Genomic DNA, 16,611 nt, shown 5'->3' on the forward strand with positions numbered 1-16,611 from the left:
GATACCGCAGACTCCTATATGAGGGTCGGCGCATGTCGCGCGGGCCGTGGCGAGGGTGTTCGGCGTGCTTGAGGTTCCGCTCTGGCTGTGGGGGGCGTTCGCCGCGACGGTGGTGGTGTCGCTGGTGGTGGACCTGCTGGCCCACCGCACGGCGCACGTCATCGGCTTCAAGGAGGCCGCTGCCTGGAGTGGCCTGTGGGTGAGCCTCGCCCTGATCTTCGGCGCGGTCATTTTCCTCGTCCTCGGCGCGACGGCGGGCACGGAATACACCACCGCGTGGCTGCTTGAGAAGAGCCTGTCGGTCGACAACCTCTTCGTCTTCGCCGTGATCTTCGCGTACTTCAAGGTGCCCCGCGCCTACCAGCACCGGGTGCTGTTCTTCGGCGTCATCGGCGCGCTCGTCTTCCGAGGGATCTTCCTCTCCCTCGGCGTGGCCATAGTCAGCCGCTTCACCGCGGTGCTGTTCGCCTTCGCGGCGGTCCTCTTCTACAGCACCTACAAGCTCCTCAAGGACGAGGAGGACAGCTTCGACCCGGACAAGAGCTTCGCCGTGCGGATGCTCCGCAAGCTCATCCCCGTGCGGGACGAGTACGCCGGTGCGAAGTTCTTCATCAAGGAGGCCGGCAAACGGGTGGCGACCCCGCTGCTCGCGGTGGTCGCCGCGATCGAGGCCGCCGACCTGATCTTCGCTGTCGACAGCGTCCCCGCCGTCCTCGCGGTCAGCGACGACGCCTTCATCGTCTACACCAGCAACGCGTTCGCCATCCTCGGCCTGCGGGCCCTCTACTTCCTGCTCGCCGACCTCCTCGACAGGTTCCACTACCTGAACAAAGGCCTGGCTATCATCCTCGCCTTCATCGGCGTCAAACTCATCCTCCAGGCCTCCCACAAGCTCATCAGCACCGGCATTCCCGAGATCTCCTCGCCCCTCAGCCTGGCCGTCATAACCACCGTCCTCGCCGGTGCCGTAGCCCTCAGCCTGCGCCGACCCGCCACCGCCGCCGGGAGCGAGCAGGCACCCTCCTCGCCGGATGCCTCAGCTGGGCTCCCTGAACCCGACGGCGGGGCACGCACCGAGCGGGATCAGCAGCCGGACGATCCGTCCCGGCCGTCGAGCTGAGCCCCAGCAGCGGGGCAACTATCCCCTATGCGACCGCGCGGTCTATGGTTAAAGAGTGAGCAAAATTGAGCATGAGACCGGCCCTCAGGGGGCGCTCGTGTGCCCGGTCTGCGAGCAGCCCGTGACGACGACGATCAAGAGAAGGCACAAGACTCTCGGGGTCTTCGTACCAGTGTGGACCCCTGGTCCCTGCCGCAACCCCGACTGCCCCGAGTACCTGGACGACCCACGGCACACCGGCCCCCAGGAGCACTGAGCAGCGTCCCAGCCCGGACGTCCGAGCCTCAACCCGCTTCCCTCGGAACCTGGCTCACCGCGCAGACCGAGGTGCGCTGACGGGCGAGGGCATAGGGGCCTACGGGCGTCTGTTCCAGAGGAGGCGGGTGACATGATCCAAGAGCTATTGACGGCAGTGGCACTGGCGGGCACAGCGGGCGTGCTGTATGTGGCTGCGGCGGCCCGGGTGGTCAGGCAGTACGAGCGGGGTGTGGTCCTGCGCTTCGGGCGGCTGCGAGGCAATGTGCGGGGGCCCGGGTTCGCGATGGTGATCCCAGGAGTCGACCGGATGCACAAGGTGAACATGCAGATCGTGACGATGCCGGTGCCGGCGCAGGATGGCATCACCCGGGACAATGTGACGGTCCGCGTCGACGCGGTCATCTACTTCAAGGTCGTGGATCCGGTGGACGCGATCATCCGCGTCGAGGACTACCGTTTCGCCGTCTCCCAGATGGCGCAGACCTCGCTCAGGTCGATCCTGGGCAAGAGCGATCTCGACGAACTGCTCTCCAACCGGGAGAAACTCAATCAGGGCCTCGAGCTGATGATGGACAGCCCTGCCGTCGAGTGGGGCGTGACCATCGACCGCGTCGAGATCAAGGACGTTTCCCTGCCGGAGACAATGAAGCGCTCGATGGCACGGCAGGCGGAGGCCGACCGCGAGCGCAGGGCCCGGATCATCAACGCCGACGCCGAACTGCAAGCGTCCAAGAAGCTGGCGGAGGCCGCCGCCGTGATGTCCGAACAGCCCGCAGCCCTCCAGCTCAGGCTGCTGCAGACGGTCGTCGCCGTCGCCGCCGAGAAGAACTCCACCCTCGTCCTGCCGTTCCCCGTCGAACTGCTGCGCTTCCTGGAGCGCGCAGCTCCGGCGCGGCACGTGCCCGGGGGGCATGGGCTGTGACTCTCCCCTCGAACGGAACGGCTGGTCATGGCAGCAGCCGGCCCGCCGGGCGATCGAGCGCGGCGATGGGGCCGTCGAACTGTGGAAGAAGGAGGTCTGGCCGCGAGTATAAGCGCGGCGGTTCGCGGAGCCTGGATCGTCTGCGAGGACGAGGCCGGACAGTTCCTGAGACCGCCGCGCGCCAGGACTTGGGGCCGGATAGGCCGGACCCCCGTGGCCCGTGTTCGCGGCCGGGGCCCCGGCCGGGTCTCGATGCCCTTGATTGCAGGGGAAGTTGGGATTCATGGGGTCCAAGAAGAAGCCGCAGTGCGACGCCGGGTTCCGTGAGGGCGCCGTGGGGAGTGTCAGTTTCACGTGTACGCCGACAGCTGTGCGCACGTGTGGGTCCTGACCAGCGAGATGCGCCGCATTCCCCTGCGAGTTCGGACTGACTACGAAACCCCCATATGCCCTCTTCGTGTAGAGGCAGGAGGTTTTCGCGCGAAGTGATGATTGGCGGCATGGACGTCAACGAGGTACTGCTGCCTGGGGTGGGGATGCGCTACGAGTTCGCCATCCACGCGGGGGACCGGATGAGTGTCATCGCCCTCCGATCGGGTGATTTCGAGCTGATGACCTATGAGGGCCTGGATCCGGACGAGGCGCGGGTCGTGTTCCGGCTGACCCGTGAGGAGGCTGACACTCTCGCCGAGATTCTGGGGGCCCCACGGATCGCAGAGCGGTTCGCGGATCTGACCAGGGAGGTGCCGGGGCTGAGTGCCGGGCAGGTCGAGGTACGTGCGGGCGGGCTCTTCGTCGACCGTGCGCTCGGCGAGACCAGGGCCCGGACGCGGACCGGCGCGTCGATCGTGGCGATCGTGCGCGGCGGGGAGGTGATCCCCTCCCCGGGGCCGGGGCAGGTGCTGCGCGCCGGGGATGTGCTGGTGGTGATCGGAACCCATGACGGGATCGCTCAGGCGGTACAGATCATCCAGGCTGACCAGTGAAGGTCTCGGTCGCCCTGCTGTTGGAGCTGGGGATCATCCTGGCAGCGCTGAGCCTGCTCGGGACGCTGGCCCGGCGTTTCGCACTCTCGCCCATCCCGCTCTACCTCCTGACAGGTCTGGCTCTGGGTGAGGGAGGCATCGCCCCGGTTCCGGCCGCCGGCCCGTTCGTGGAGACCGGCGCAGGCATCGGGGTGGTCCTCCTCCTGCTGGTGCTCGGTCTGGAGTTCACCGTGCCGGAGTTCACCGCCAGCCTCCGCCACCATCTGCCGTCCGGGGCCGTCGATCTCGTGCTGAACGCGACACCCGGCGCCGTGGCGGGATGGATGCTGGGCCTGGACACCACCGGGGTCTTGACCCTGGCGGGCGTGACCTACATCTCCTCCTCGGGCATCATCGCCCGGCTTCTGAGCGACCTGAAGCGCCTGGGCAACCGGGAAACGCCGGCCGTGCTGTCCGTGCTGGTGCTGGAAGACTTCGCGATGGCCGCGTTCCTCCCGCTGCTCGCGGTCGTCGCCGCCGGCGGCACCTGGCAGCAGGCACTGCTGGGAGTCCTGCTCGCCCTCGGCGCGGTCCTGGCCGCGCTCGCCGTCTCGTACTGGTGGGGACACCATTTCGGACGGCTGCTGCTGCATCTGCGTCCGGACGCCGAGCTGCTGCTGCTACGGGTACTCGGCGTGACACTGATCGTCGCCGCGCTCGCCGAGGCCGCGCACGTCTCCGCCGCGGTCGGAGCCTTCATCGTGGGACTGTCACTCACCGGTGAGGCGGCCGACCAGGCACGGCAGGTACTGAGCCCGCTGCGGGACCTGTTCGCCGCCGTCTTCTTCGTCTCCATCGGCCTGTCCATCAGACCGGAGACGCTACTGCCGGTGCTTCCCGCCGCCCTGCTGCTGGGGGTGGTCACGGCGCTGACGAAACTGGCGGCAGGCTGGTACGCCGCAAGACGGGAGGGTGCGGGGCACCGGGGCCGGCTGAGGGCCGGTACCGCGCTCATCGCACGCGGCGAGTTCTCCCTCATCATGATCGGCCTGGTCGGCGTGCGGCAGGACCGGCTCGGCGCCCTGGTGGCCGCCTACGTCCTACTGCTCGCGGTGACCGGTCCGGTCCTCACCCGATTCGCCGGGACCCGCCAGGCGCCCAGCGGGGGGACGGGAAGAGTGGTCCACACCGGGGGGTGAGGGCCCAGCCAGAGCAGCCGGCGTTGCAGGTGTTTGAAGGTGGAGGGAGCGATCTGGCCGAGCAGGTCGGCGGTGTCGGCGACGGTGGACAGGACGATGTTGCAGGACAAATGCGGCGATCCGCTGTGGGGGGCCAGCGGGCGCCGACCTCGGTCCCCAGGATCAACCTGTCACAGCGTAAGGAGACACGCCCGTCGGCCGGCGGTCCTTTGCTACGCCGAACGCAGGGACGCCCCGCGCCGTCACAGTGCGGACCGGGACACCCTCCCGCATCGTGGAGCCACCAGAAGTATCACCCTCCGTGCACGCAACGGACCCGCTCGTGAACTCTGCCTCCCTCCACCCCCAGCAGTCGGCCGCGCCCGCTACACACTCCCCGCCCGGCGCCCTGTCCGAGGCCCTCACCCGCGGCGCGATCGCCGGACTCTTCGCGGGAACCGCGTTCATCCTGGCCAACATGTGGTACGCCGTCAGCCAGGACAAACCGGCCGTCGGACCGTTCCTGGCCATCTCCACCGTCTTCCACGGCTCCGACCTGCCCGTCCCCTCCCCGGAGAACGTGGTCATCGGACTCGTCACCCACCTGGCCCTCTCCCTCACCTTCGGCATGGGCTTCGCCCTGCTCCTGTGGCTCGTACCCATGCTGCGCGGCACACCCATGCTCCTCGGGGCCGCCCTCGCCAACGGCCTCGCCCTGTACGTGCTGAACTTCCAGATCCTGGGCCGCACCGCCTTCCCCTTCTTCACCAACCCCAAGGGACCCAACCAGGTCCTGGAACTACTCATCCACCCGCTGATCTTCGGACTCCTCCTCACCCCCTTCTTCCTCGGCTGGACACGCACATCCCACTCCCGCTGACCCGCCCGGCCGACACCGTGCGCGCCCCGCCAACACGCCCCGCAAGGCCCGCAAACAGCCGACTTCCCGCTGGTCACCCACCTGGCCTGCTCCGACCGGGGACGGACCATCCGATCCCCTCTGCACGGCCAGGACCGCCCGCAGGCGCATCGCACCCAATCTCGCGTCGGAGGACACCGGCCCCTGGGTCCGGCCGCGGACCGCCGCCGCGCAACAGGCGCACAGTCCACTTCTTCACCAGGGAACACAGGCTGCGAGTCACACAGGTCGGCGGGCCGATCGGCGGCCGGTAAGGTTTGGGCGGCCTGCCCCGGGGCACTCTGGGCACCAGACCTTCACACGCGCACGCCACATCGTCGCCGGCCGGCGTCGGCCCTGGCCGGGCCGGTCGGCACCCGCACCGGTCGAGGAGCACGGCTCGTGTGACTGGTCCTGACGCCTGAGACCGACGCCGCCGCTCGCGGCGCCATCCGTCCCCCGCGGGCGGGCCCGGCAGGGACGGAGTGTGTCAGGCGTCAGGACCCGGGGCCGCCCCGGGCAGACCCGGGGGAACGGATGAGCCCCCGGGGCGGTGTGGATCCCCGGCTCTTCAACGACCGGGCACGCCACCGGTTCCGGGACCCGGGGTGCGAACCTTGCGCTCCATAGCGGCGGGACGAAGTACCGCGACCTCAACTGACCAACAGGCTCCCGGGCGCGGTAGCGGGGACGTCACACGCATACCGGTCCGTGAGCTGACGGGCCGGCGGGCACGTGTCGCCGCGATCGACGCCCTGTGCCGGCCGGCGTTGCGCCGGTTGGGCCGATTTAGGTGTGCAGGAGGCTGTTGGGGCCGCCCTGGTCGCCGGCGCTCTCGTCGTTGAACCAGTAGTCCCCGGCGGCCAGGTACCGGAAGGAGTGGGTGCTCTCGGAGGGCAGGGCGACGGTGACGGCACGCTTTCCGTCCTTGCGGGGCGTCAGGGTGTGGACGCCGGGCTGCCAGTCGTTGAAGTCGCCCACGACGCTGACCGGTCCGGGCGGCGTGTCGGCGGGAAGGATGAAGGTGACCTCGGTGCGGTCCTTGCGCAGCGTGCGCTCCAGCATGGCGGGCTCCTTACGGCGGCAGTGGTGGGGGTGCGAGGCCCATCGTCGGCGGTGGGTGCCCCGGCCGCATGTCGACGCCGCCGCTCCCGCCCCGGCGTCACCCGCCAGCCACGGCCGGTGACGCAAATGGCGCGTTACGTCACTTTGCATGTGAGTGTGGCGGGGAGGAATTCATCCGTCATAGACGCAGAGGAGTCGCCGTCATGGGCGGTATGCAGGGCAGGCGCCAGGAACCGGGCAAGGGCCGTGAGGAGTCGGACAGCATGCGCGGCCAGGGCCAGGATCCCGTCCACCCCGATGCCGGCCGGGAAGGCGCCCGGGGACAGAGCCCCGAGAAGCTCAAGCGCCACCGCGAGGAGGAGATGAGGCGCGGTCACGCCGAGGACGAGATGGGCGACGACGAGCCCTGAGCTCTCCGCAGCCGTATACCCCACACACACGCAGGACCCGGCCGGGTTCCGTAGTCACCATCACCTGGCCGGGTCCTGTCATGTGCGTGCGCGGCTGCGCCCGATGTGCCGGCCGCGGCCGGCACATCGGGCGGGGACCGTACCTGAGGGCGGGCCTGCGCCCCGATCGCCAACCGGGTCGAAACGCCGGCTCCCGAGGCCCCGGCCGCCGACGAGCCGACTGCCGAGAAGCCGGCTGGCAAGCCCGTTGCCGAGACCCCCGCGGTCCCGCCGACCCCGGTCGTCCCGGTGACGCCCACGCTCGCGGACAAGGCGCCCGCCCTCGGTCAGGAGGAATTCGACGAGGGCGACTTCTCCGAGCTCGCCACCGGCCCGAAGCTCGGCTTGAACGGGGTCCCGAACTCCTTCAAGGCCGGCGGCGCGTGGACGGACTTCACCGTCACCGTCGACAACTCCGACGGGAAGGCCCGGGAGAGCTACGCACTGGTCCTGGCCGTCGGAGACGAGCGCGCCAAGCTGAAGTCCGGCGTTGTCACGCTCCAGGGCCGCTTCGCGGGCACCTGGCACGACGTCGAGATCGTCGCCGACGAGGGCGCGGTGATCGGCCTTCTGACCAGGCCATGGGCCCACGTTAGGAACCCACGGCAGCACGCGCACCAGCCGACTCCCCAAATCACCTGTGCTCGTGTGAACGGCTCACCCCGCATAGCCGACCACACCGGGTCAGCCGGCGGCCTTCTCTTCGGCGAGCGTCTTCTTGGCCTGCTGGTAGTCCTCGTACGTCACGGCGTTCAGCGCCTGAATCCGGGCGAGCGCTTCCACCATGTCGGCCTGCTTCATCGCGCTGTCGGTGAACTTCAGCAGCAGTTTCACCATCGCGAGTCTCTTCCAGTGGCGCAGTTCCGCCTCGTTCACCAGCTCCGGGTCGCCGTCCATCATCAGGTCGACCAGCCGGTCCCGGGCCCGCCACTCCCGGCGCCGACGCCACCAGCCCCCGCCCGGCCGGTTCAGATGCCGCACCTTGCGGATCTGCTCCACCAGGACCCGGATCTGCGTCTCCTGCTCGGGCGTCCACTCCTGCCCAGCGCCCTCTTGGAGCGCTTGGACGGCTTCCAGGGCGGCCTTGCTGCCGTCGCACGCCCCATCGCCGCTCAGCTGCTCCACGGCCTTTCTGAGCGACGCCAGCGCCGCAGTCGTGTCGTCGTGTTCGGACACGCTCGCCCCCTTCTCCGGAACGCGCAGCATGCCCGGCGCGGCGCCCCGGGCAATCGAGGCAGGAACTCGCATGTGGAGGAATCGGCTGACACCGACCTGCCGCGGTGACGATGAGGCCGGCATGCGCGCACCGACTCCGGATTTGGACGCCTGGGCCTCCGCTCCCGACCCACTGCTGGTACTGGCCGAGCAGGAGTCGGGATTTTATCAGCGCAGAGAGGATGCCGCGCGGCGGACGCACCGCGAAAACGAACTCGGCGAACAGGGCGCAGGGCAGGCACTCCGACAGCTCACCGCACTGCACAGTGGGCTCCAGTGTTCTGTTCGCCGCCGCCTGTGTATCCGGGCGAAGTCGGCTCCGGCCTGGATTGCTGTGGCCCGGTCCTTCAGCAGGGTGTTCCGTCCGGAGCCGTCGCAGAAGGTCACGTGGGTGAAATCGGCTTCGAGGTGATGAGGGCAACTGACCAGGGCTTCTTCGAGGGCGGCAGGAAGGATCGGGCTGGTCGTCAGGTCTACCTCGCCGGTGACGGTGACCACCATCGTCCGTCATCCTCGCGCCGGTCGCGGAACCAGTGGTCGCCACCACCCGCAGGCCCGGCACGCGACCTTCCCCCGCAGCAGCTCGACGCTCCGGTCCGAGTCGGAGTGCAAGGACGGCCTGTCGGCGACGCGCCAGCCGACACCCGCCGTACCGTCAACGGCGCTACGGGCCCTGAGGACGGAAGCTCAGCACGTGCCGGACGGTCCGTCGACGGGTGTGGTCGCATCCCGCCGCTCCTTTACGACTTCAGCCGTGTGAGGCGAACCAGTGGGCAGGTGGAGCAGTCCCGCTGCACATGGCGGGTGGGCATGGTGGGGTCGGTGGGGTGAAGGATCCCTTTGGCTGTGACGACCCGGCTCTCCTGGCGTGTTCCGGGACTGCGGACCGGGCGGCGGCGCGCCGCGCTGTCGCCTCACGTGCTGCCGACGCACGAGATCTGGCGCTGCTGCTGGACATGCTCGGCCTGCTGCCTGAGCCCGACCGCACACCGGCGCGGTCCGGGCCTCTCGATGGCCAGAGCTGATGCGGGCGCGCAGCCTCAAGGGGTACGGTCCGCTGCGTGAGCCGAAGGCCGACCCGACAGGGCCACTGGTCAGGTGCGCTCGGCGCCGCGGGTGTCGCCGGGCTGCTTGTAAAGGAGCCCCTTCGCGGCGGCTTCGGCCTGGAGGGGGTTCAGCCGGCCTGTCGGCTTCTCGGAAGGCTGCCTGCTGCCCTTCCCCCTGAGTGGACGCGGAAGGTCAGCACCGTGTTCCTGCGGGACGCTGTGCGCTCTGCGTCCGGCCACGCCTCCCGGAGCGGGCCAGACTTGCAAGGCGAAGGCGGGAGGAATGCCCGGGCGGCCATCGGGGACGGCCCCGGATAGTGTGTGAAGCACGCGTCAAGGGATACGGGGTGTGCCGGGAAGTCTGGTCGGCGTCCGAGGGGGCCGCTGTGCGCGATGTCCCGGAGGTTGGGTATGGCTGCTGCCCCGCGTGAGCGTTCCGTCTTCCTCGACCTGCTGCCCTGGCCGGAGCGGGTGCAGGTGGCCCGGGCCCTGCGCACCGAGACGGTCGGCGGGCTGGTGCTGCTGGCGGCGGCCGTGGTGGCGCTGGTGTGGGCGAACACCCCGTTCAGCGGAACCTACGAGCAGATCCGCGAATTCCACTTCGGTATCCCCGCGCTCGGCCTGGACCTGTCGGTGGAGCACTGGACCGCCGACGGGCTGCTGAGCGTGTTCTTCCTGGTCGCCGGGATCGAACTGAAACGCGAGCTGGTGGTGGGCGAGCTGCGCACCCCGGCCACGGCGGCGCTGCCGGTGGTCGCCGCCGTGTGCGGCATGGCCGTGCCCGCCGCTCTCTACCTGGCCACCACCGGGGTCGGCGGGGGAAGCGCTCAGGGCTGGGCGGTGCCGATGGCCACCGACATCGCGTTCGCCCTGGCCGTTCTCGCGGTGCTCTCCACCCACCTGCCCTCCGCCCTGCGGGCCTTCCTGCTGACCCTGGCCGTCGTCGACGACTTGGGCGCGATCTTGGTGATCGCCTTCTTCTTCACCGCAGACCTCAATCTGCTCGCGCTCGGCGGCGCTCTGGCCGGGCTGGTCGTCTTCTACCTGCTCCAGCGCTACCGGGTACGCGGCTGGTGGTGGTATGTGCCCCTCGGGCTGGCGATCTGGGCCCTGACGTACAACGGGGGCGTGCACGCCACGGTGGCCGGCGTGGCGATGGGCCTGATCCTGCGCACCACCCGCGACCCCGGCGAGAAGGCGTCGCCCGCGGGGCGGACCGAGCATCTGCTGCGGCCCGTCTCGGCCGGTGTGGCGGTACCGCTGTTCGCCCTGTTCGCCGCCGGGGTCAGCATCTCGGGGGCGGTGCTGGGCGAGGTGTTCGCCCGCCCCGAGCCGCTGGGCGTGATCCTGGGCCTGGTCGTCGGCAAGACGGTGGGAATCTTCGCCGGCACCTACCTGGCGGCCCGGTTCACGCGGGCCCGCCTCAACCCGGACCTGGCCTGGGCGGACGTCCTCGCCCTGGCGGTACTGGCCGGGATCGGCTTCACCGTGGCCCTGCTGATCGGCGAGCTCGCCTTCCCCTCCCCGGCCGACAGCGAGCACATCAAGGCCGCTGTCCTGATCGCCTCCCTCCTTGCCGCGGCCGTGGCCGCGCTGCTCGTCAAACGCCGCAACGGAATCTACCGCCGCCTGTGGGAGGCCGAGTCGCGCGACGAAGACGCCGACGGCCTTCCCGACATCTACCAGCAGCCCGACCGTGGCAGCGCCGCGGGCGAAACCTGAAGGAGGACGGTCATGCGCGCACGGGATCTCGCCGAACCCTTTCCCTTCGTGACCACCGACGACGACGCGATCGACGCGGCCCGGCTGCTGGCCGAGCAGTCGCTGCCGGCCCTGCTGGTCCTCGACTCCGACGGGCAGCCGCACGCCATCGTGCCCGGCTCCCAGCTCATCCGGCAGCTCATCCCCGCCTACATCGCCGAAGACCCGCAGCTCGCCGGCGTCGTCGCCGAGCAGCACGATGGAGATCTCACCGAACAGCTCGCCGGGCTCACCGCGGCCGAATGGGCGCCACGCTGCCTGTATCCGCCGCCCGTCGTCGGGCCCGACGCACGCCCGATGGTGGTCGCGGCCCTGATGGCCCGCACCCACAGCCCCCTGGTCGCCGTCATCGAACGCGACGGCGACACCGTGACACTGATCGGCACGGTCACCGCCGCCCGCCTCATGCAGCACTTCATCACAGCGGCAGCGTGAACATCATCCCCGCCGCAGTTACCGCAGGTCGTCCTGGCCCGGCGCGGCCCCTCACGGTGAACAGCGGTCGTCCCGCGGTGTCTGGCTGCCTCATCCGGGTGGAATCTATCCCCCTGTCGGGGATCTACGCTGGTCACATGGGGTGAATAGGCTGCGTGGCTCGTATCCCGCAACGGGGCGGGAGGCGTTGATGGGGATGTGAGTACCTCAAGCATCGCCCCGATACTGCCCCCCGCCCTCGCGGCCGAGGGGCCTCCCGCCGTGCACGACTCGGGTGCGGACACCGCGCCCGGCGTCATAGTCCTCCACTCATCCGCCAGCCTCGGCACCACCCTGGTCGTCCACCTCGCCGGGGAGATCGACCACTTCAGCGCCGCCCCGCTGCGGGCGCTCCTGGCCTCGGCCGCCGCCGACGGCTGCACCGGCCTCGTGCTGGACACCTCCCGGGTCACGTTCTGCGATTCCGGCTTCCTGGCCGTCCTCGGCCGGTGGCCCCGCAGCGGACGCCGCCTCAGACTCGCGAACCGCTCCAGATCCGTTCAGCACCTCCTGGACGTGGCCGCCGCGGCGGCACGGAAACGGGCCCGGGCCGGCTCACTGATGGCAGCCACGTCATGACGTTCATACTCCTGACCTGCGCCCCGATGCTCGCGCCGGTCCTGCTCGCGCACCGGGAACCCCACACGCCACGGCACCGCCGGCCCGGTCAGGCTCCCCGGATCACACCCCGCAAGACCCTGATCCACTGCTGCCTGATGCCCCCGCAGACGGGGGCCACGGCATAGACCATGACAGGGGGCCCGCGTCGGCCGCGGGCCCCGCCCCCGCACCACCGGAGCGTCCACCGCGACCCCTGGCCCCGCCGCTGAGACTTCCTGGTGCGGGCCGCCGCCCGACACCGGCCACCACGCCCTGGGGAGCCCTCACACCCCGGCGCACGCCCTGCCGGAGCCGCACACCGTGTTCGGGCCACCGCTCCGGCAGGACCCGAAAGACCGTTCAGTCCTGGCGCTCCTCGAAGAGCCTCTCGCGCAGGTACAACAGCGTGGCCGTGTCGGCCACCTGGGCCAGCTCCGCCACCAGGACCCGGATCCGGCGGTCATCACCTGCACCGACCGCCGCAACAATCCGTTCGACCGTCACCCTGGCCCGCGCAGCACCGCCCGCCGAATCGTCCCGCTCGTGCGTCGTCATCCGCTCCCCCGTCCCTGCCCTGCCCCCGGTCACCGGCCAGCAGAACACGACCCCACCACCCCGGGCCACCGTCGGCGACAACGCAGCCCCTTGCACCCGGGAGCGGAATCAAGAGGCCGCCCGCAGCGCCTGCCCGTGGGGCCAGGGTCGCCGCCGCGTGCTGCCGGGTTCAACGGCACAGGCAGCGGCGGGTCACGCTGCTTCGGCCGGATCATGTGTGCATGCGGCTGTCGGGGTCCTCCTGGCCACCGGCACTCTCGTCGTATACCGACGGCTCGTCGGGCCAGGCAATCCGAGGCGTACGGATCAACAAGATCACGCACACACAGTGTGCCCCCTTGGGGTATGAGGCCGGGAGTCCGCCGCCCTCTCCGTTTCCGGGCCGTCTCCGGGAACGGCGACCATGCCGATGAACCTGCACGGACACGGCCGCAGCGAGGCCGACCGGACGTACCGGCTTCTCCTCGGACGGTGGCGGTTTCGCGAGTAGCGCCGTGAGGATCAGGCCCAGCAGGGCCACGATGACCAGCACCACAACGGCGGCCTTTCGCCGGCTCCATCGCGGACGACTGTGTACGCATGCCTGGGGGAACTGCTCGTTGAGCGTGGTGATCCGGGTGGCGAGTTCGGGGTCGTCGCGGGCGAGGCATCGCTCGATCTCTGCGAGGGCGCGTTCTTCGTCCTTCTCGGGGCTCCCTGTCGCCACCTGCCCGTGCTTCGGCCGCGCCGCCCGTGACCCGGCCCAGCAGAGTGACCGCCGGACGTTCACGCCCCTCGTCTCAACGACCACCGGCACGCGCTTCAGCTGGTCCGAGACAGCCTTCGCGAACGGCCCGAGGCCCACCCGGCCCGCCGCCCCACCGGCAGGTCCTGGACGGGCTCACGGCGTGTGCGAGTCCAGGCGGCGGAGCACGCCCCGGCCCCTACGGGGCGGCGATGATGATGGCGTAGGTGCCGGCGCCCAGGAGGCGTTCGCCGGGGATTTCCTGACCGGCCATGATCAGGCGTTGGATGTGGCCGGTGGTTTCGTCGAAGTCGATGTCGTCGAGGGTGCCCAGGTCCTGTCCGGTTTCAGTCAGGACGCGTTTGCCGATGGGGTCGTGATACTTGCCGGTGGGGGCGGTGGTGTCCTGGTCGCCCTGGATCTTGTCGGGTGTGCGGACGGTGACCGCGTCGGGGCCGAAGGAGTGCACATTGCTCCAGGTCACCTGGGTGCCGGGGCCGCGGGCCTTGACCCGCAGCGCGGCGACGCGGGCGGGTGCGGAGGCGAGCGCGAGCCCGGTGACGGTGGCCAGGGTCTCGGCGGTGCTCACGGCGACGACGTTGCGGCCTTTGGCCTGGCTGAACAGCATCACTTCTCCTGTTCCAGGCGGGTGCGCAGGCCGTGGGCGGCTTCGGGGAACCCGGCCAGGTCACCGGCGGTGAACTCACCCGTCGCGTCCGGCACGATGACCATCTCGCCGGAGATGGTCACGGGTTTGATCACCGGCAGCAGAAGGTGCTGGCGGCCCTGAGCGGGGGATTCGACTTCGTAGCCGGCCACGGCCGGTTTCCGGCCCGTCTCGATGACGACGTCGATGATCTTGCCGAGGTCGGTGCCGCCCTCGGTCATCACGCGGGAGCCGATGACGTTGCCGCCGCCGGAGGCTTTGGCGTCCTTGGCCGCCTCATCGTCGTCGGCGAGGGCGTTCTCGTCGCGGATCATCACCGCGTCCGACCCCAGGGCGTGCACCTTGTTCCACAGCAGGTCCCGCTTGAGCGGACCGGAGAACAAACCGCGCCCGCTGAGGGTGAAGCTGCGCACGCTGCCGCGGGCCGCGTCGAAGACGATGTCCTTGACCTGTGCGATGTCGTCGCCGCCGAGGGTGACCACGGGCAGTTTGGCGATCTCGCCGGCCCGCACGTAGCCGGTCATGACCCCGGCCTCTTCCCGCCGCGCGCGTGACGCCTGCCGCCCGCGATGACCCCACCGCCGCGACGACGAACCTGCACCCGCAGCAGAGTCACGGCACACATGGCCACGATCGCCAACGCGATCACAACCCATATCCACCAGTCCATGTGCGGCACCTCCCGGGCCCAGGGCCTGGCCTCGCCGACCCTGCTTTCAGTATGCGGCGGCCCTGTGGGGCTGTCGACGCCACGGAGGTCTGCTCGTACGTGGAGCCCGTGTGGCCGATCGCCGCGACGACACCGTGCTCGGCGAGCAGCCGTATCCCCTACCGGGCCGTGCGTACAGTCGTGGCGGACCACGAAGAAGCTGTCGGCGGTGACACTCAGCGCCGCGGAGGGGGCGTGGCGCGTGCCGTCCACAGTCGTGGTGAGTGGGCGATCGCATCGACGTTGGACGGCAGCGACGGCCTGCGGGCGTCCTGGCCTGGCGAGGGAGGACGACGCTTGTCTGGCCGTGAAGGTGCCCACCGCCCCGCGATGGCGGTGGGCACCTGCCGGAAGCCACAACAGACCGCGGGGGCCATGCGTGTCGGCTCGACCGCTGCCCGGAGGTGTGGTCCGGTGGGGTTGACACTCGGTGCGATGAAGGGACGGTCAATGACTCGTGCGGGCCGAGGAGCGGGCGGCTCGGGCCGTGACAGCCTCCGCACGCAGCTCTGGCCGCTGCCGGCGCTGGGAGTCGTGCTAGCCGTCATCACCGGGGTGACGCTGCCGCGCCTGGACTCCATGCTTCAGCGGGACCTTCCGGCGTGGCTGGCCGAGTACCTGTTCAGCGGGGGCGCGGGAGCGGCCCGTACCGTCCTGGACGCCATCGCCGGATCCCTGATCACCGTCACCGCGCTCACCTTCTCCCTCACCGTCGTCACGCTGCAGCTCGCCAGCAGCCAGTTCTCACCCCGGCTCCTGCGCACCTTCACCTCCGACCGCTTCGTGCAAGGCACCCTGGCCGTTTTCCTCGCGACCTTCACCTACGCCCTCACCGTGCTCCGCACCGTCCGCACCGCCGACAGCGACCAGGCCACGTTCGTTCCCCAACTCTCGGTGACACTCGCCTTCGTGCTCGCTCTCGCCAGCGTCCTGACCCTGGTGCTGTTCCTCTCCCACCTGGCCGACAAGATCCGTGTCGAGACGATGCTGGCCAACGTCCACGCCGACGCCACCCGGAACCTGCATCGCCTCCTGCCCGACGTGTCGCCGCGTGGACGCGCGGGAGCGCCACCACAGCTTCCCTCCCCGCCCAGCGACGCCCTGCTCCTGACAATCGACAGCTCCGGCTTCCTGACCTCCGTCGACGAGAAGGCACTCCTGGCAGCCGCCGTGGACGCCGACGCGGTCCTGGTCGTCGGCCAGCAGCCGGGCGCCTCCCTCATCGCCGGCACCCCCATCGGGGCCGCCTGGCCACGCGCCTCCGCCGCCTTCCGGCCCGACACGGAGACTGAGCTCCGAGAGCAGGTCCGCCGGGCGATCTCCACCGGCCCCGAACGGACCGGCGCCCAGGACATCGCCTTCGGACTGCGGCAGCTCACCGATGTCGCCGCCAAAGCGCTCTCCCCCGGAATCAACGACCCCACCACCGCGATCCACGCCATGTCGCACTCCAGTGCCCTGCTGTGCGACATGGCCGGACGCGACCTCGGCCCCCGCCTCCTGCACGACGACGACCACCACCTCCGGGTCATCCTCATCCGTCCCGACCTGGACGAACTCCTGGATCTCGCCCTCGCCCAGCCATGTCTCTACGGTGCCGCGGACCCTGCCGTCCTCACCCACCTGCTGACACTGCTGCGCGAACTCGCCTGGCACACCGCCCCCTCCCAACACCAGCAGATCACCTACCAGCTCGCACGCCTGCGCGCCACCGCCGAGGCGCAGGATTTCCACCCCGGCGAACACGCACGTCTCGCCAAACTCGCCGATTACGTCGAACAGGCCATGACCGGGGTGTGGACAACCGCGACCAACACCGACGATTAGGGATTCTGCACCTCCAAGTGCCACATCCCCACGACCAGCACTTCGGGGCCAGCCCACTCACACCTTTGTCATGGCGGCGGGAAGTCAAGGGGCACTGCTGCCGCGACTGTGTCGATCGTCCGATACCTCAGCAAACGCCCCGGTCCAAGCCGTTCGCCCCGGACCCAGTGACGGCCGT

At 70.1% G+C, this 16,611-nt stretch carries 18 protein-coding genes; 12 read left to right on the top strand and 6 right to left on the bottom strand.

Annotated features, from left to right (window positions below):
* Positions 1–64 precede the first annotated feature (64 nt).
* From EES41_RS06255 to EES41_RS06285, 6 genes are all read left to right on the top strand, one after another.
* Entirely contained in the window at positions 65–1,120 is a 1,056-nt protein-coding gene (locus tag EES41_RS06255; RefSeq protein WP_123082303.1) for a TerC family protein, read from the top strand.
* A 388-nt stretch (positions 1,121–1,508) separates the two neighbouring features.
* Positions 1,509–2,300: a slipin family protein gene (locus tag EES41_RS06260; RefSeq protein WP_123076375.1), complete on the top strand. Its 792-nt coding sequence runs from the start codon at positions 1,509–1,511 to the stop codon at positions 2,298–2,300.
* Complete coding sequence (locus tag EES41_RS06265; RefSeq protein ID WP_254211337.1) at positions 2,290–2,412, top strand: winged helix-turn-helix domain-containing protein; 123 nt, start codon at positions 2,290–2,292, stop codon at positions 2,410–2,412. Before EES41_RS06260 ends, EES41_RS06265 begins: the two co-directional genes overlap by 11 nt.
* Before the next feature lie 388 nt (positions 2,413–2,800).
* Entirely contained in the window at positions 2,801–3,286 is a 486-nt protein-coding gene (locus tag EES41_RS06275; RefSeq protein ID WP_123082304.1) for a cation:proton antiporter regulatory subunit, read from the top strand.
* The gene (locus EES41_RS06280) at positions 3,283–4,464 is read left to right on the top strand and encodes a cation:proton antiporter (RefSeq protein ID WP_123076377.1); all 1,182 of its coding nucleotides are present in this window, start codon (positions 3,283–3,285) and stop codon (positions 4,462–4,464) included. Before EES41_RS06275 ends, EES41_RS06280 begins: the two co-directional genes overlap by 4 nt.
* Positions 4,465–4,786: 322 nt before the next feature.
* On the top strand, positions 4,787–5,323 hold the full coding sequence (locus EES41_RS06285; protein WP_123076379.1) for a hypothetical protein: 537 nt from the start codon (positions 4,787–4,789) through the stop codon (positions 5,321–5,323).
* A gap of 807 nt (positions 5,324–6,130) precedes the next feature.
* Here EES41_RS06285 and EES41_RS06295 read toward each other — a convergent pair.
* The gene (locus tag EES41_RS06295) at positions 6,131–6,406 is read right to left on the bottom strand and encodes an isoamylase early set domain-containing protein (RefSeq protein ID WP_123076383.1); all 276 of its coding nucleotides are present in this window, start codon (positions 6,404–6,406) and stop codon (positions 6,131–6,133) included.
* 203 nt (positions 6,407–6,609) lie between these two features.
* Between EES41_RS06295 and EES41_RS06300 the strand changes: the two genes are divergently transcribed.
* Positions 6,610–6,816, top strand: coding sequence for a hypothetical protein (locus EES41_RS06300; protein WP_123076385.1), 207 nt, complete (start codon positions 6,610–6,612; stop codon positions 6,814–6,816).
* A gap of 723 nt (positions 6,817–7,539) precedes the next feature.
* On the opposite strand, the gene EES41_RS06305 is transcribed toward EES41_RS06300, so the two are convergent.
* On the bottom strand, positions 7,540–8,031 hold the full coding sequence (locus tag EES41_RS06305) for a hypothetical protein (protein ID WP_123076387.1): 492 nt from the start codon (positions 8,029–8,031) through the stop codon (positions 7,540–7,542).
* A gap of 1,496 nt (positions 8,032–9,527) precedes the next feature.
* On the opposite strand from EES41_RS06305, the gene nhaA reads away from it, so the two are divergent.
* From nhaA to EES41_RS41295, 4 genes are all read left to right on the top strand, one after another.
* The gene (gene nhaA, locus EES41_RS06315; protein WP_123076391.1) at positions 9,528–10,838 is read left to right on the top strand and encodes a Na+/H+ antiporter NhaA; all 1,311 of its coding nucleotides are present in this window, start codon (positions 9,528–9,530) and stop codon (positions 10,836–10,838) included.
* A 12-nt stretch (positions 10,839–10,850) separates the two neighbouring features.
* Positions 10,851–11,312 carry a CBS domain-containing protein gene (locus EES41_RS06320; protein ID WP_123076393.1) on the top strand — a complete coding sequence of 154 codons (462 nt, stop codon included), beginning with the start codon at positions 10,851–10,853 and terminating at the stop codon, positions 11,310–11,312.
* A gap of 198 nt (positions 11,313–11,510) precedes the next feature.
* On the top strand, positions 11,511–11,930 hold the full coding sequence (locus tag EES41_RS06325) for an STAS domain-containing protein (protein WP_123076395.1): 420 nt from the start codon (positions 11,511–11,513) through the stop codon (positions 11,928–11,930).
* On the top strand, positions 11,927–12,097 hold the full coding sequence (locus EES41_RS41295) for a hypothetical protein (protein WP_164495761.1): 171 nt from the start codon (positions 11,927–11,929) through the stop codon (positions 12,095–12,097). Before EES41_RS06325 ends, EES41_RS41295 begins: the two co-directional genes overlap by 4 nt.
* A 214-nt stretch (positions 12,098–12,311) precedes the next feature.
* Here EES41_RS41295 and EES41_RS06330 read toward each other — a convergent pair whose 3' ends face one another.
* From EES41_RS06330 to EES41_RS06345, 4 genes are all read right to left on the bottom strand, one after another.
* Positions 12,312–12,506, bottom strand: a complete 195-nt coding sequence (locus EES41_RS06330) for a hypothetical protein (RefSeq protein WP_123076397.1) — start codon at positions 12,504–12,506, stop codon at positions 12,312–12,314.
* Between the two features lie 211 nt (positions 12,507–12,717).
* On the bottom strand, positions 12,718–13,350 hold the full coding sequence (locus EES41_RS44135; protein WP_123076399.1) for a DUF3040 domain-containing protein: 633 nt from the start codon (positions 13,348–13,350) through the stop codon (positions 12,718–12,720).
* 79 nt (positions 13,351–13,429) lie between these two features.
* Positions 13,430–13,858, bottom strand: a complete 429-nt coding sequence (locus tag EES41_RS06340; RefSeq protein ID WP_123076401.1) for a PRC-barrel domain-containing protein — start codon at positions 13,856–13,858, stop codon at positions 13,430–13,432.
* Positions 13,858–14,421: a PRC-barrel domain-containing protein gene (locus tag EES41_RS06345; RefSeq protein WP_123076403.1), complete on the bottom strand. Its 564-nt coding sequence runs from the start codon at positions 14,419–14,421 to the stop codon at positions 13,858–13,860. The genes EES41_RS06340 and EES41_RS06345 overlap by 1 nt, the downstream gene beginning before the upstream one ends.
* 635 nt (positions 14,422–15,056) lie before the next feature.
* Here EES41_RS06345 and EES41_RS06350 point away from each other — a divergent pair.
* A complete protein-coding gene (locus EES41_RS06350) occupies positions 15,057–16,433 on the top strand; it encodes a DUF2254 domain-containing protein (RefSeq protein ID WP_123076405.1) in 1,377 nt (458 codons plus the stop codon).
* The last annotated feature ends 178 nt before the right edge of the window (positions 16,434–16,611 follow it).

Source organism: Streptomyces sp. ADI95-16 (genome assembly GCF_003721495.1).
Taxonomy (GTDB): Bacteria; Actinomycetota; Actinomycetes; order Streptomycetales; family Streptomycetaceae; genus Streptomyces; species Streptomyces goshikiensis.

Bases quoted from the DNA above. Each gene is read 5' to 3' on its own strand.
- EES41_RS06260 (WP_123076375.1), top strand. From the start codon at position 1,509: ATGATCCAAGAGCTATTGACGGCAGTGGCACTGGCGGGCACAGCGGGC.
- EES41_RS06265 (WP_254211337.1), top strand. From the start codon at position 2,290: ATGGGCTGTGACTCTCCCCTCGAACGGAACGGCTGGTCATGGCAGCAG.
- EES41_RS06275 (WP_123082304.1), top strand. From the start codon at position 2,801: ATGGACGTCAACGAGGTACTGCTGCCTGGGGTGGGGATGCGCTACGAG.
- EES41_RS06295 (WP_123076383.1), bottom strand. From the start codon at position 6,406: ATGCTGGAGCGCACGCTGCGCAAGGACCGCACCGAGGTCACCTTCATC.
- EES41_RS06300 (WP_123076385.1), top strand. From the start codon at position 6,610: ATGGGCGGTATGCAGGGCAGGCGCCAGGAACCGGGCAAGGGCCGTGAG.
- nhaA (WP_123076391.1), top strand. From the start codon at position 9,528: ATGGCTGCTGCCCCGCGTGAGCGTTCCGTCTTCCTCGACCTGCTGCCC.
- EES41_RS06320 (WP_123076393.1), top strand. From the start codon at position 10,851: ATGCGCGCACGGGATCTCGCCGAACCCTTTCCCTTCGTGACCACCGAC.
- EES41_RS41295 (WP_164495761.1), top strand. From the start codon at position 11,927: ATGACGTTCATACTCCTGACCTGCGCCCCGATGCTCGCGCCGGTCCTG.
- EES41_RS06330 (WP_123076397.1), bottom strand. From the start codon at position 12,506: ATGACGACGCACGAGCGGGACGATTCGGCGGGCGGTGCTGCGCGGGCC.
- EES41_RS06340 (WP_123076401.1), bottom strand. From the start codon at position 13,858: ATGCTGTTCAGCCAGGCCAAAGGCCGCAACGTCGTCGCCGTGAGCACC.
- EES41_RS06345 (WP_123076403.1), bottom strand. From the start codon at position 14,421: ATGACCGGCTACGTGCGGGCCGGCGAGATCGCCAAACTGCCCGTGGTC.
- EES41_RS06350 (WP_123076405.1), top strand. From the start codon at position 15,057: ATGACTCGTGCGGGCCGAGGAGCGGGCGGCTCGGGCCGTGACAGCCTC.